We start from the raw sequence: 14,094 nt of genomic DNA, 5'->3' as shown, positions 1-14,094 counted from the left end.
TTATGTCTACACGTGAAAGAGGCCTAATTGCATGGTTTGCGCGCAACCCTGTTGCAGCAAATCTATTGATGATATTTATACTTATTGGTGGCATTTTAACGGCGTTTACTATTCGCAAACAAATGTTTCCACAATTTGAAAGTAACTGGATCAGTGTCTCCGCTGTATACCCTGGCGCAGCCCCGCAAGAGGTTGAGGAGGGCATTACTATAAAAGTTGAGGAGAACCTTGAGGGTATAGAGGGAATAAAGCGCCTTATCACCTACTCCAATAGAGGCTCTTCACAAGCATGGATTGAAATAGAAGAGCAGTTTGATCCGCAAGAAGTACTCGATGAAATTAAAGTACAAGTAGATTCAATTAATACGTTTCCTGCGGGTATGGAGCGCCCTATTGTTCGTCGCGATAAGTACAAACAAGAAGTAATGATACTTGCGCTTTACGGTGACATGAGTAACTACCAACTTAAAGAGCTCGGAAACGATATAAAAGACGAGCTTCAGGCACTACCTAATATTAATTTAGTTAACTTTAATGGTGGCCTTAATTACGAAATTGGTATTGAAGTAAGCCCTGATAAACTGCGTGCTTATGGATTAACATTTAGAGATATTGCCAGTGCAGTGCAAAGCTTTTCTGCCAATATGTCAGCTGGGCAAATTCGCTCTGAAAATGGCTATATTTCAATGCGCGTTGAGAAACAAGCCTACCGTGGTAGCGAGTTTGCAAAGCTACCACTGATCACCCTTGCCGATGGCGCGCAAGTATATTTAGGTGATGTTGCCACTATAAATGATGGCTTTGAAGAAGGCCTACAATACTCAAAATACAATGGTAAAAACTCATTGTCGTTTGAAGTAAACGCCTCCAAAGATCAAGATATTACCGATGTTGCTAAAGTACTTAAAACCTATATGGCTGAAAAAGAATCGCAACTGCCCGCAGGTGTTAAGCTCTCTCCTATTGTTGATTTAACTTACTACCTCGAAGGTCGCCTCAATATGATGGTCGACAATATGATTTGGGGTGGCTTACTAGTTATGTTGGTATTAGCGCTGTTTTTACCATTACGTTTAGCTTTTTGGGTAATGATGGGTTTACCTGTGTCATTTTTAGGTGCCTTTTTGTTTATGCCAATTGGCTTTTTAGATGTTACCATTAACTTAGCCTCGTTATTTGCCTTTATACTGGTGCTTGGGATAGTGGTTGATGACGCCATTGTTGTGGGCGAATCTGCTAGTGCTGAAATAGAAAAACATGGCCATACACTCGATAACGTAGTACGCGGCGTAAAGCGCGTGGCAATGCCAGCAACATTTGGCGTACTTACCACTATTGCGGCATTTTTACCGCAAACTCTTGCCACAGGCCCAAGTGCGGCTTTTTCTAAAGCCATTGGTGGGGTGATTATTTTATGTTTAATTTTCTCACTAATTGAATCAAAACTTATTTTGCCGGCACATATTGCGGCAATGAAAGATCGTAAAGCAAATCCAAAAAACCCGCTTCACCGTGCACGTAAAGTAATGGATAACGGCCTAAAAAGTTTTGTTGATAACTACTACACCCCGTTTGTTGGCCGCTGCATTCATTATCGCTATACCGTAATTGTCGGTTTTATGTGTTTACTGATTGTCAGTGCGGGAATGTTTGCCGGTGGTTTAGTTAAATTTGTGCCTAACCCTAAAATACCGCACGATTTTCCACGCATTGATATAGAAATGAACTTAGCGTCTTCTGAGCAAGCAACGCTTGAGACAGCTAAAAAAATAGAGCAGCTAATACTGAGCGTTGATAACCAGCTCAAAGAGCAATACGGTAAACCGATGATCCACGATTTATCAGTTAGTTTACGTGGGCGAACGCAAGCAAACATTATGGCTATTTTAGTTGAACCCGACCTGCGCCCCATTGATACCTTTGCACTGAGTGCATTATGGCGCGAACAAATGCCTAACTTACCGGGCGTTAAAACCCTAACCATTCAAGACAGTATTATGAACGGGGGTCGAGACGATGGCGATGTAAGCTTTAAACTCGAAGGTAAAAATGCACAAGTACTTAAAGAAGTCGCTGGTAAACTTAAAACCAAGTTGCAAAGTATGGAAGGCGTAGGCGATGTTAATGACTCAATGCAAAGCGCTACCGATGAAGTACAGCTAGATTTAAAACCACTTGCTTACAGCATGGGGCTAACCCTTGCAGATGTGGCCTCACAAGTGAGCTTTAGTTATTACGGTTTAGAAGCACAACGTATTCTTCGCGAAGGTGAAGAAATCAAAGTGATGATCCGCTACCCAGAAGATGAGCGTAACTCAATCAGCGATATTGACAGCGTACGTATTATCACCCCCACAGGCGCTGAAGTACCATTAAGTGAAGTTGCTAATATTTCATTAGTTGATGGGGTTAATCGTATTCGCCGTGAAAATTCAAAACGCACAGTAAACGTATGGGCTGCGGTAAATACTGACCAAGTAGAGCCATTTGCGATTGCACAACAAATTCGTGATGAGTACTTACCTTCATTACTTAAAAACTATCCAGGGGTGCAAAGTAATGTGGCTGGTCGTATTCAAGAGGAAATGGATAGCGCTGATGAGCAATTACGTGACTTTGCGCTATCGATGATCATAATTTTTGCATTATTGGCCATTCCTCTGCGCTCTTACTCGCAACCATTAATTATTATGTCGGTCATTCCATTTGGTGTGGTTGGTGCCATGTTTGGCCACATGGTACTAGGTATGACCATGAGCAGCTTATCGATGTTTGGCATTATTGCGGTAGCCGGTGTGGTAGTTAATGACTCACTCGTGATGGTAGATTTTGTAAACAAAGCGCGTGCTGAAGGTGTGGCAATAAAACAAGCGGTAATGCAAGCCGGTGCACGTCGCTTTAGAGCCATATTACTAACTTCAATCACCACCTTTATTGGGGTCATGCCGATTATTATGGAAACCAGCTTACAAGCAAAAATTGTAATACCGATGGCGGTATCGCTCGCTTTTGGTGTGCTGTTTGCCACGGTAATAACGCTTATTCTTATACCGTGTCAATATGTTGCGCTTGAAGATGCAAAACGCCTGATCCGCAAATGGCGCGGTAAAGATGCCCTAGTCGATGGCCAACCAGCAACGATAAATCACTAAATTAAGTAAAATCCCAACCAAAAAGCTCGGTATTATTATGCCGAGCTTTTTATTTATAGTTATAAAATAGCATTCAACTATTTGCCAGTTTGTCTCCCTACTGGTAATTTAACTCTAAATTTTGCTCTTAAAGGATTAACCATGGGCACATTTCAGCTTATCTTATTTATCGTCTTTGCCGTATTGACTACTCTGGGTTACAAAAAGAACAACCGTAATTTAATGCTATTGAGTGCAATAACTATTTCTTTTGCATTTGTAGGGTTAGAATTTTTACTCGGGTTTGATGAGGGATTATCAGGGACTGACTATGAATAAAAAAGTAATACATTGGCCAAGTATATCACTTTATTTAATCGCCTTATTCACGTTTATCGGTGGCATTATTGACTCCACCTATTCGAGCTTCCTCATTGGCTTTGGCTTTAGTTTTATGGGCTTTGCAAGCATTCGCTTAATCCCAGCAAACTTTCTTACTCGTAAACTAACTAGCCCTATAGCGGAAACTCTCGTTCGCAAAAGAGATATAGCAACACAAATTATCGGATTTTTATTACTCATTACTGGGTTAGCTTTATCTATGTTTTTCAACGTTTAATTGCGTGATTAAAAAGATCCTATGATGAGCATAATAAACTGCTCGTTTTTTACGCTACTGGGTGCAATAACTATTTCTTTTTCATTTGCCGGGTTAGAATTTTTACTCGGGTTTGATGAAGGATTATCAGGGACTGATTATGGATAAAACTTATAAAGCTATATAAGCTCACATTATTCAAATTCACTTTGACTCAGACTCTATGGGTTCTTAAATATTAGGCAATTAAGGTTTTAGCTTTTTACAAAAAATTGTATATGTAGAAAAAGGAGTTTTAATGCGCTTTATAACACTAATCATGTCTTTTATAGTTCTTTTGAGTGGATGCCAGAACTTTATTGCCAAACAAATAACTAAGCCTGTTAGACCAGTAATTTTTGATAAATCGGTATTGAATAGCAATGTAATGGGCCAGAAAACCCAATACTGTATAAGTAAAAAACAGTGTGTAAACTTTTTATACACCTCACCAACAATACTTTATAAAGGCAAAGAAATTTCAACGGTTACACTCAATTTTGAATTAAAAAATGGCACAACAATTAAAACGTTTGAGGAAACCTTAAATCATACAAATAAACACTCTATTAAAAACAATAATTTAATCATTTTACTTCCAGGTTATGGTATTGATTATACAATCTATGGAATACAATCACGCTGGCTTGCTCATTTTACGGGAGCCGACGTTGTTGTTGCCCCTTCGCCTAACCAAAATGAACCATTTGACTTTGGTTTAGTAAATGCAAATATTGTGAGTGAATATATAAAGTCGCAAAAATATGAAAAGATATCTCTTGTTAGCTATTCAATGGGTGCAGTTGCGAGCAATCACATAATAGGCAAGCTGAATATTAATAAACACATACTTATTGCTCCTATGATTAATTTTAAAACTGCATTAAATACTATTGCTAGGTTAACCCACCCTATTTATAGCACGTTTTTAGGGGGTGATTATTTGAACGAAGTGGCTAATAAAATAATTGAAGAAAGTGGAGTTCCGTCTTACAAGCTTAATCTATTCAATATACTTAGTGCACCTAGTTACACTAAAAAAACTTACATCTTTGCAAGTAACGCTGACAAAGTAAGTCCATATAGTGATTTATACACTCTCAATAATAAAAATATAACTATTAACGAGGTAAAAAGTTTAAATCATCCTGAAATGGTTGCTTTAATATCAAAGCAACAAAGAGAGGCTATTCTTTTATTACTTAACGAGTAGTTTTATAACAATTACAATAATTAAAGGAAAACTGCTCGTTTTTTACGCTTTTTACGTTATGGTATTTAATAATCATAATAAAGTAAGGCACAACTATGAATTCCCCTCAGTCTGAACACATTCCTCAAGAAGCATTTGATTGGTATGACGAATACGCTCACGGTTTAATTGATAGACGCACGTTTATGAAAAAGCTCGGTGGCTTAGCCGCATTGGGCTTTTCAATGACGGTGCTTACAGGTGCATTATTACCTAATTACGCTCAAGCTGAGCAAGTCTCATTTAACGACGATGACATAAAAGCCACTTACCAAGCGTTTGATTCACCTGATGGCCATGGTTCAGGCAAAGGCTACTTAGTGGTTTCAAAAAATACACAAGGCAAACTACCTGTTGTATTAGTAATACACGAGAATCGCGGCTTAAATCCGTATGTAAAAGATGTTGCAAGGCGACTGGCTAAAGCCGGATTTATCGCTTTTGCACCCGATGCGTTATATCCATTGGGTGGCTACCCAGGTAACGACGATGAAGGTCGTGCCATGCAACGCACAATGGATCGCGCTAAAATACAAAATGATTTTGTTGCCGCCGCGCATTTTTTGAAGGCACATCCAAATAGTAATGGTAAATTAGGCGCGGTTGGTTTTTGTTTTGGTGGCTATATTGTTAACTATTTAGCTGCCGTAGACAGTAATTTATTGACTGCAGGCGTGCCCTTTTATGGTACACCTGCAAGTGAAAGCTTACATAAAAACATTAAAGCACCGTTAATGATTCAATTAGGCGAGCTGGATAAACGTGTAAACGCCACATGGCCTGAGTATGAGCAGAGCTTAAAATCAAACAATGTTGATTACACTATGCACATGTACGAAGGCGCAAATCATGGTTTTCATAACGATTCGACTGGCCGCTACGATGAAAAAAATGCCGAACTTGCATGGCAGCGTACATTAGCGTTTTTTAATAACCACTTAAGTTAACATTACTAAGCGTGAATTTGTTACTCGTTAATTAATACACGTTTATCAACAATTCCCTGCTTTACTAGCTGGTTCAATAAGTGAGCGGTTTTTTCTCTGCACACATCGCGTAGTAGTCGTACAGCGGGAGTAATCGATTGTCGGCTTGGGCAAATTAGCCACAGCTCCCCTTGGGTGTGCTGATAGTTAGGCATCACAGTCACAACGCGTTTATTTAATAAGTCATCGGCAATATCTAACGCTGATTTAACCGCTAAACCTTTGCCTGCTAAACACCAACGCCTGACTAAATCGCCATCGTTTGAGGCACGTCTGCCCTGCATTTTTACTTTGTATTTTTTTTGGCCATCGGTAAACTCCCATACATTATTGATAATACCCTGCAGCTGATAAAATAATCCGTGATGCTGCGCTAAATCGTCAGGGTGCTGAGGTTCACCATATTTAGCTAAATAGGTTGGTGTAGCACAGAGTAGTCGCGGTACGTTGCAAATTTTAAATCCATATACACTGCTATCACTGGGTGAGCCATAACGCAGTGCAATATCAACCGAATCACGAAAAAAATCGATATTACTGTCGCTAATGTGCATACGCAAGCTCACACTTTGGTACCTATCCATAATGTCATCAATCCAGGGGATCACTAGGTTGCGCCCTAAATCAGATGAAGTAGCCACCCGCAATTCTCCCTCAATAGCATCATGTTCTCCTTTGAGGTTTTGCCTCGCCGTTTCAAGTACAGCCAGCGCTTGTTCGCATTGGGGTATGTATCGCTCCCCTGCACTGGATAAACGCAAGTGCCGAGTTGTTCTAATAAATAATTCACAGCCAAGGGCTGATTCTACGCGCTTAATAGCCGCACTGGCGGTTGCTGTGCGCATATCTAACTTAGCAGCAGCTAAAGTAATACTTCGACACTCTGCTACTTTTAAAATCAGTTTTAAGTCATCAATCTGCATATTATCTATTTTTATTTGATAATGATTCAATAATTATGCTGTTTATTTTAAATAAAGCAAATTGTATTATGTTGCTCATACACTCAGTGAACACTGTTTATTAGCCCTTTTTTATTATGGAGAGACTATGACTCACCCTATTATTCGCGACCTTGAAAGCCGCCATACTGCTAAACGTTACGACGCGACAAAGCGCATTTCTCAAGACGATTTAGCGATATTGTATGACGCGATGCGTCTTTCTCCTTCGTCAATTAATTCGCAGCCTTGGAAATTTGTAGTGATTGAATCAGACGCTGCAAAAGAGCGTATGCACACTACCTTTGCTAATAAGTTTCAATTTAATCAGCCACACATTAAAGCGGCGTCGCACATTATTTTATTTGCTCATAATCCGCAATATACTCGTGAAGATTACGGACACGTAATTGATGCCGATATAAAGAATGGCCGAACTCAAAGAGAAAACCGCGAGCAAGCTTTTGGCGCCTTTGCGTTTGTTGATTTAAATACCGATGAGCAAGGTAATAATGCCGCGTGGACCAAAGCACAAACCTACATTGCTTTAGGCAATACTATGCATGCAGCAGCACGCTTAGGGATTGATACCACGCCGATGGAAGGCGTTGATGCACAGCTGATTGGTGAGGAGTTCGCAAGCGAATTAGACGGCTACATCTGTGATGTGGCACTTGCGCTGGGTTACCATGATGCAGAAGAAGACTACAATGCTAAGCTGCCAAAATCACGTTTAAGCAAAGAACAAGTAATTCAGGTTTTATAAGTCAAAGCTGCTCACTTTAAATTGTTAGTGAGCAGCTCACTTCATTAGGCTAGTTTTGTGACCACAGACGCACTAATAACTTTGCCTTGATCAACATCTGCGGTAACAGTGCATAAAGCTCCATTGATTAAATTTAAATTAGGAGGGATGTGACCAATATCGGCATCAATGATCACCGGAAATAAACACCCGCCAAAAGCAGCATTTAAGCCTTGGCGATAATCAAACCCCAGATCTTGCCCCTGTAAGGTTACATGGCGGCCAATAATCACCCCGTTTATATCATCAAACATACCGGCTAATTTGAGTGACAATAAAAACCGTGCAACCGTCGCAGGCGTGAGCTCTGCGCTTTCTAAATAAAGCACAATACCTTGCGAGGCACTGTGCTTTTTAAACTCATGCAGTGCCAAAAAAGGCGAATCGAGCAACAGTCCAACCGTATCAAGACATCCACCAAACAATCGCCCTGACATTTCGATACTGCGTTTATCGGTGTAATTTAAACATTGCCATTGGGTGGGCACGCTGTGATCAAATAATGCGTTTGGGTTTTGTGCATAATCAGGTTTACTATGCTGGTGATAAACAGAGGGGGCTTGCTCAAACTCACTATTAGCCTCATAGCTTAGACTTTCAAAAATTTGTAAACAATACGGATCTTTTTCATCGGGGTGTAACTGAATTAAATTGGCGCTATGCAGTGTTGCCCAGTTACATTTTGCTGTCAGTGCACAAGCAATCGTGCTGACATCTGAATAACCCACCAACCATTTAGGTTTGGCATTTTTAATTGCGCCAAAATCAAGTAACGGCAATATTTCCATTGCCAGCTCTCCGCCCATTGGCGGCATAATCGCATCTATTTCATCATCTAATAAAAAGTCCATTAGTTGCTTGGCATGCTGCTTGGCTGTTAGCTGAGTTCGCGGTTCGTTTTGACGTAAAAACTCCCCCTCAACAACCTCATAACCTCTTTGTTTTAAGCCGTTAATGACGATGTCTAACCGTGGGTGATATTTTGATTTGATCCCCGCTGATAAAGAACACACGGCGATTTTAGATCCCATTTTTAAAGGTGCTGGATACAGTATATTTGCCATATTATTTCCTTATTGAAGAATAGGCTACTACCATAACAACATAGCCTACATTTACAAACAATGAATAATAATTGACCGGTATCTAAACCAAATATAAAAACCAAGCATAAAAAAACCAGTGCTTGTTGCTAAGCACTGGTTTTTATAAAACGCTAAAGTGAGTTAACTAATTAAATATACTCAACCTCAATGATTTCGTACTCTACATCACCTTTTGGCGTTTTGATAATCACAGCGTCATCCGCTTGTTTACCAATTAAGCCGCGAGCAATTGGTGAATTAACAGAGATTAAATTACTTTTAATATCTGCTTCATCATCGCCAACAATCTGATATTTAACTTCAGCGTCGGTTTCAACATTAACGATGGTTACTGTAGTACCAAAAATCACTTTACCTGTATTAGGCATCTTTGTTACGTCAATCATCTGCATGTTTGAAAGTTTTGCTTCAATTTCTTGAATACGGCCTTCACAAAAACCCTGTTGCTCACGCGCAGCGTGATACTCAGCATTTTCTTTTAAGTCGCCGTGTTCACGTGCATCAGCAATATCAGATACAATTTTTGGACGGGTAACAGTTTTTAATTCGTTAAGTTCATCGCGCAATAATTTTGCGCCACGAACTGTCATTGGAATTGATTGCATACTTTTCTCACTTAATCCCAAGGCCGTGGTTACGGCCTTGGCACATTTCCTTAGTTCAATCGCAGGTGTAGTTCTTGAACAGACGTCACTTTACTGCGGTCATCTGCTTGGTTAGCAGTACAGTTAGCAAATGCCGCATTCAATGTCGTAGTGTAATTGGTTTTGTGCTGCAATGCACCACGACGTAACACCTTCGAATCTTCAATCGCTTGGCGACCTTCGGTGGTATTAACGATATAGCTATACTCGCCATTTTTGATTCTATCAAGAATGTGCGGACGACCTTCATATACTTTATTTACACGGCGAACCGTAATTCCAGCATCTTCAAGTGCAGCAGCTGTTCCACCTGTTGCATCTAGCTCAAAACCAAGGTCTGTCATGGTTTTAGCTAGTTCTACAATACGTGGCTTATCGCTATTACGTACAGATAGTAACGCGCGACCACCACGTGGTAAAGTGTTGCTTGCACCTAATTGTGCTTTTGCGAACGCTTCGGCGAAAGTATCACCAACACCCATTACTTCACCCGTAGAGCGCATTTCTGGGCCACGGATAGGATCCACACCTTGGAACTTAGCAAATGGCAATACCACTTCTTTTACGCTGTAGTACGGTGGAATCACTTCTTTAGTAATGCCTTGGCTTGCTAAAGATTGACCTGCCATACAACGTGCCGCAACTTTTGCAAGTGCTACACCCGTCGCTTTAGATACAAATGGAACTGTACGTGCTGCACGTGGATTTACTTCGATTAAATACACTTTGCCATCTTTAACCGCAAACTGTGTATTCATCAAACCAACTACGCCAAGCTCAAGGGCCATATCAGTTACTTGCTTACGCATTACATCTTGTACTTCTTGCGTTAGCGAGTGAGCTGGTAATGAACACGCTGAGTCACCAGAGTGAACGCCTGCTTGTTCAATATGCTCCATGATGCCGCCGATGATGACTTGCTCGCCATCACAAATAGCATCAACGTCAACTTCGATTGCGTTATCTAAGAAACGGTCAAGTAACACGGGTGCTTCATTTGATGCAGATACAGCTTCGGTCATATAACGACGTAAGTCTTGCTCATCGTATACAATTTCCATCGCACGACCACCTAATACGTACGAAGGACGTACTACCAGTGGGAAACCAATCTCAGCTGATTTAAGTAGTGCTTCTTCAGTAGAGGTAACCGTCGCATTTTCTGGCTGCAGTAGGTCTAAACGCTCAACAAGTTGTTGGAAGCGTTCACGGTCTTCTGCACGGTCAATCGCATCTGGCGAAGTACCAATTACTGGTACGCCGTTCGCTTCAAGCTCACGCGCAAGTTTAAGTGGCGTTTGACCACCGTACTGTACGATAACGCCTTTTGGCTTTTCAACACGTACAATTTCTAGTACGTCTTCAAGTGTAATTGGTTCGAAGTATAAACGGTCTGACGTATCGTAATCGGTAGATACCGTTTCAGGGTTACAATTAACCATAATAGTTTCGTAACCGTCTTCACGAAGCGCAAGCGCAGCATGAACACAACAGTAGTCAAATTCAATACCTTGGCCGATACGGTTAGGACCGCCACCAATCACCATGATTTTATCACGGTCAGATGCGTTAGCTTCACACTCTTCATCGTAAGATGAGTACATGTAAGCCGTGTCTGAGCTAAATTCGGCAGCGCACGTATCAACGCGCTTGTACACAGGCACAATATTGAGTTGATGACGCTTTTTACGGATTTCAGCTTCTGACACACCGGCAATTTCTGCAATACGCGGATCGGCAAACCCTTTGCGTTTAAGTTTACGCAAGAAGTCTGCATTTAAGCCGGCCATACCGACTTCTGAAATTTTAGCTTCGTCTTTTAAGATATCTTCAATTTGTACTAAGTACCAAGGGTCAATCTTAGTCAGTTCGAACACATCTTCAACACTCATACCATGACGCATTGCATCGGCAATGTACCAAATACGCTCTGCACCTGGCTCACGTAATTCACGAATGATTTTTTCTTTTGCTTTAGGGTCATCAAGTGCCACAATTGGGTTAAAGCCTGTTGCGCCTACTTCTAAACCACGTAATGCTTTTTGTAATGACTCTTGTTGGTTACGACCAATCGCCATTACTTCGCCCACTGATTTCATTTGCGTCGTTAAACGGTCGTTTGCACCAGCAAATTTTTCAAAATTAAAGCGAGGAATTTTTGTTACCACGTAATCGATTGACGGTTCAAACGATGCTGGGGTTTTACCACCAGTGATATCGTTTTGAAGCTCATCTAACGTGTAGCCTACCGCTAACTTAGCGGCGATTTTAGCAATAGGGAAACCCGTTGCTTTAGACGCCAGTGCCGATGAACGTGATACACGTGGGTTCATTTCAATGATAACCATACGGCCATCAACTGGATTTACACCAAATTGTACGTTTGAACCGCCAGTTTCAACACCAATTTCACGCAATACGGCCATAGAGGCATTACGCATGATTTGGTATTCTTTGTCGGTTAATGTTTGTGCTGGCGCAACCGTGATTGAGTCACCTGTGTGCACACCCATTGGGTCAAAGTTTTCAATAGAACAAACGATGATGCAGTTGTCTTTTTTGTCACGAACAACTTCCATTTCGTATTCTTTCCAACCAATTAACGATTCATCTATTAATAACTCGCTGGTTGGTGAAAGGTCTAAACCGCGCTCACAGATTTCTTCAAACTCTTCCATGTTGTAAGCCACACCGCCACCGGTGCCGCCCATTGTGAAAGAAGGACGAATAATACATGGTAAGCCGATACGGCTCATAGTATCGCGCGCTTCATCCATTGAATGGGCAATTTCAGCACGTGGACATTCAAGGCCGATGTTACGCATAGCAACATCAAAGCGCTCACGGTTTTCTGCTTTATCGATTGCATCGGCTGTTGCGCCAATAAGCTCAACGCCATGCTTAGCCAATACACCGTGCTTGTCTAAATCAAGCGCACAGTTTAATGCTGTTTGGCCACCCATTGTAGGCAGGACAGCATCTGGCTTTTCTTTTTCAATGATTTTTTCTACCACTTCCCAGTGAATTGGTTCGATGTATGTTGCATCGGCCATTTCTGGGTCAGTCATGATAGTGGCTGGGTTTGAGTTAACGAGTATAACTCGATAGCCTTCTTCTCTTAGTGCTTTACACGCTTGAGCACCAGAGTAGTCAAATTCACAAGCTTGACCAATTACAATTGGGCCTGCGCCTAAGATAAGAATGCTTTTTATGTCGGTACGTTTTGGCATTATTACTCCGGTTAAATTAGTGGTTACGCGCTTGCATCAAATCGATGAAGTGGTCAAATAATGGGGCTGCATCGTGCGGGCCTGGGCTTGCTTCAGGGTGACCCTGGAAGCTAAACGCTGGTTTATCTGTACGATGAATACCTTGCAATGTGCCATCAAATAACGATTTATGCGTTGCACGTAAGTTATCTGGTAATGTGGCTTCATCTGCAGCAAAACCATGGTTTTGTGCGGTGATCATTACAACATCACGGTCAAGATCTTTAACTGGGTGGTTACCACCATGGTGGCCAAACTTCATTTTTACTGTTTTAGCACCTGAGGCAAGCGCTAGTAGTTGATGCCCTAAACAAATACCAAAAATTGGCGTGTCGGTTTCTAAAAAGGTTTTAATTGCATCAATGGCATAAGTACATGGCTCAGGATCGCCAGGGCCATTTGATAAGAAAATACCATCTGGGTTTAAGGCTAGTACGTCAGCGGCAGAGGTTTGTGCGGGTACAACCGTTAGTTTACAACCACGATCTACAAGCATACGTAAAATATTACGTTTAACACCGAAGTCGTAGGCAACAACATGAAACTTTTCATCATCAGCGTGTAAGGTTTTAAACCCTTCACCTAATGTCCAGCTTGATTCGCGCCACTGGAAATTTTCCTTGGTTGAGACAACTTTTGCTAAATCCATGCCTTTTAAGCCTGGGAAGGCTTGCGCAGCTTCAAGCGCTTTTTTCTCGTCTAGTTCGTCACCGGCAACAATACAGCCATTTTGTGCGCCTTTATCACGCAAAATACGGGTTAGTTTTCTGGTGTCGATGTCCGCAATACCTAAAATATTACGTTCTTTTAAGTAATCATCTAACGATTGCTCGTTACGAAAATTACTCGCTAGCAGTGGCAAATCACGGATCACTAGGCCTTTAGCCCAAATATGACTCGCTTCTTCGTCTTCGCTGTTGGTACCCGTATTACCGATATGTGGGTACGTCAAAGTTACGATTTGTTCCGCGTACGATGGATCAGTCAAAATTTCTTGATAACCAGTCATAGACGTATTGAATACTACTTCACCGACTGACATGCCGTCAGCGCCGATTGCAGTACCGCGAAACACTGTGCCGTCTTCTAGGACTAACAGAGCGGATTTAGTCAAGTTAAACCTCCTAACAGTAAAAAACGGGAGTAAGCAAATTGCTTAACACCCCGCCAATACTCAGATAATTGGTCAAAACCTGATTTCTGTGAGCTTAAATTGTTTTACGCAGTCTTAAATGATGCCGATGTAAACCACTAAACCTTCATTCATTTTTCTTGCCTAAAACTCTTTTCATTCCCACACAAACCCCGGTTTTGCTAACCACA

At 41.3% G+C, this 14,094-nt stretch carries 11 protein-coding genes; 6 read left to right on the top strand and 5 right to left on the bottom strand.

The window, feature by feature from the left end:
- The first annotated feature begins 2 nt into the window (after positions 1–2).
- The 5 genes from BG00_RS10285 (at position 3) to BG00_RS10270 (ending at position 5,967) form a co-directional block, all read left to right on the top strand.
- Complete coding sequence (locus BG00_RS10285) at positions 3–3,152, top strand: efflux RND transporter permease subunit (protein WP_036982393.1); 3,150 nt, start codon at positions 3–5, stop codon at positions 3,150–3,152.
- 141 nt (positions 3,153–3,293) lie between these two features.
- Entirely contained in the window at positions 3,294–3,470 is a 177-nt protein-coding gene (locus BG00_RS17790; protein ID WP_175610051.1) for a hypothetical protein, read from the top strand.
- Complete coding sequence (locus BG00_RS10280) at positions 3,463–3,750, top strand: hypothetical protein (RefSeq protein WP_036982391.1); 288 nt, start codon at positions 3,463–3,465, stop codon at positions 3,748–3,750. The genes BG00_RS17790 and BG00_RS10280 overlap by 8 nt, the downstream gene beginning before the upstream one ends.
- Positions 3,751–4,027: 277 nt before the next feature.
- Entirely contained in the window at positions 4,028–4,981 is a 954-nt protein-coding gene (locus tag BG00_RS10275) for an alpha/beta hydrolase (protein ID WP_036982387.1), read from the top strand.
- A gap of 95 nt (positions 4,982–5,076) precedes the next feature.
- Positions 5,077–5,967, top strand: coding sequence for a dienelactone hydrolase family protein (locus tag BG00_RS10270; RefSeq protein WP_036982384.1), 891 nt, complete (start codon positions 5,077–5,079; stop codon positions 5,965–5,967).
- Positions 5,968–5,987: 20 nt separating this feature from the next.
- Here BG00_RS10270 and BG00_RS10265 read toward each other — a convergent pair whose 3' ends face one another.
- Complete coding sequence (locus tag BG00_RS10265) at positions 5,988–6,929, bottom strand: LysR family transcriptional regulator (RefSeq protein WP_036983442.1); 942 nt, start codon at positions 6,927–6,929, stop codon at positions 5,988–5,990.
- A gap of 127 nt (positions 6,930–7,056) precedes the next feature.
- Between BG00_RS10265 and BG00_RS10260 the strand changes: the two genes are divergently transcribed.
- Positions 7,057–7,713 (top strand): nitroreductase family protein, encoded by a 657-nt coding sequence (locus BG00_RS10260; RefSeq protein WP_036982382.1) that lies wholly within the window; start codon positions 7,057–7,059, stop codon positions 7,711–7,713.
- Positions 7,714–7,757: 44 nt separating this feature from the next.
- Here BG00_RS10260 and BG00_RS10255 read toward each other — a convergent pair whose 3' ends face one another.
- The 4 genes from BG00_RS10255 to carA all read right to left on the bottom strand — a co-directional run bounded on the left by BG00_RS10255 (position 7,758) and on the right by carA (position 13,885).
- Positions 7,758–8,816 carry a S66 family peptidase gene (locus BG00_RS10255; RefSeq protein ID WP_036982379.1) on the bottom strand — a complete coding sequence of 353 codons (1,059 nt, stop codon included), beginning with the start codon at positions 8,814–8,816 and terminating at the stop codon, positions 7,758–7,760.
- A 170-nt stretch (positions 8,817–8,986) separates the two neighbouring features.
- Entirely contained in the window at positions 8,987–9,463 is a 477-nt protein-coding gene (gene greA, locus BG00_RS10250) for a transcription elongation factor GreA (RefSeq protein ID WP_010388635.1), read from the bottom strand.
- A 50-nt stretch (positions 9,464–9,513) separates the two neighbouring features.
- Positions 9,514–12,732 carry a carbamoyl-phosphate synthase large subunit gene (gene carB, locus BG00_RS10245; protein ID WP_036982378.1) on the bottom strand — a complete coding sequence of 1,073 codons (3,219 nt, stop codon included), beginning with the start codon at positions 12,730–12,732 and terminating at the stop codon, positions 9,514–9,516.
- A gap of 16 nt (positions 12,733–12,748) precedes the next feature.
- Positions 12,749–13,885: a glutamine-hydrolyzing carbamoyl-phosphate synthase small subunit gene (gene carA / locus BG00_RS10240; protein WP_036982376.1), complete on the bottom strand. Its 1,137-nt coding sequence runs from the start codon at positions 13,883–13,885 to the stop codon at positions 12,749–12,751.
- Between the last annotated feature and the right edge of the window lie 209 nt (positions 13,886–14,094).

It is taken from the genome of Pseudoalteromonas sp. SCSIO_11900 (assembly GCF_000576475.1).
GTDB classification, from domain to species: Bacteria; Pseudomonadota; Gammaproteobacteria; order Enterobacterales; family Alteromonadaceae; genus Pseudoalteromonas; species Pseudoalteromonas tetraodonis.
The sequence above is the reverse complement of the archived record's forward strand: the minus strand, read 5'-3'. Positions and strand labels throughout refer to the sequence as shown.

Excerpts from the sequence above, each read along its gene's own strand:
- BG00_RS10285 (WP_036982393.1), top strand. The coding sequence starts at position 3 with ATGTCTACACGTGAAAGAGGCCTAATTGCATGGTTTGCGCGCAACCCT.
- BG00_RS17790 (WP_175610051.1), top strand. The coding sequence starts at position 3,294 with ATGGGCACATTTCAGCTTATCTTATTTATCGTCTTTGCCGTATTGACT.
- BG00_RS10280 (WP_036982391.1), top strand. The coding sequence starts at position 3,463 with ATGAATAAAAAAGTAATACATTGGCCAAGTATATCACTTTATTTAATC.
- BG00_RS10275 (WP_036982387.1), top strand. The coding sequence starts at position 4,028 with ATGCGCTTTATAACACTAATCATGTCTTTTATAGTTCTTTTGAGTGGA.
- BG00_RS10270 (WP_036982384.1), top strand. The coding sequence starts at position 5,077 with ATGAATTCCCCTCAGTCTGAACACATTCCTCAAGAAGCATTTGATTGG.
- BG00_RS10265 (WP_036983442.1), bottom strand. The coding sequence starts at position 6,929 with ATGCAGATTGATGACTTAAAACTGATTTTAAAAGTAGCAGAGTGTCGA.
- BG00_RS10260 (WP_036982382.1), top strand. The coding sequence starts at position 7,057 with ATGACTCACCCTATTATTCGCGACCTTGAAAGCCGCCATACTGCTAAA.
- BG00_RS10255 (WP_036982379.1), bottom strand. The coding sequence starts at position 8,816 with ATGGCAAATATACTGTATCCAGCACCTTTAAAAATGGGATCTAAAATC.
- greA (WP_010388635.1), bottom strand. The coding sequence starts at position 9,463 with ATGCAATCAATTCCAATGACAGTTCGTGGCGCAAAATTATTGCGCGAT.
- carB (WP_036982378.1), bottom strand. The coding sequence starts at position 12,732 with ATGCCAAAACGTACCGACATAAAAAGCATTCTTATCTTAGGCGCAGGC.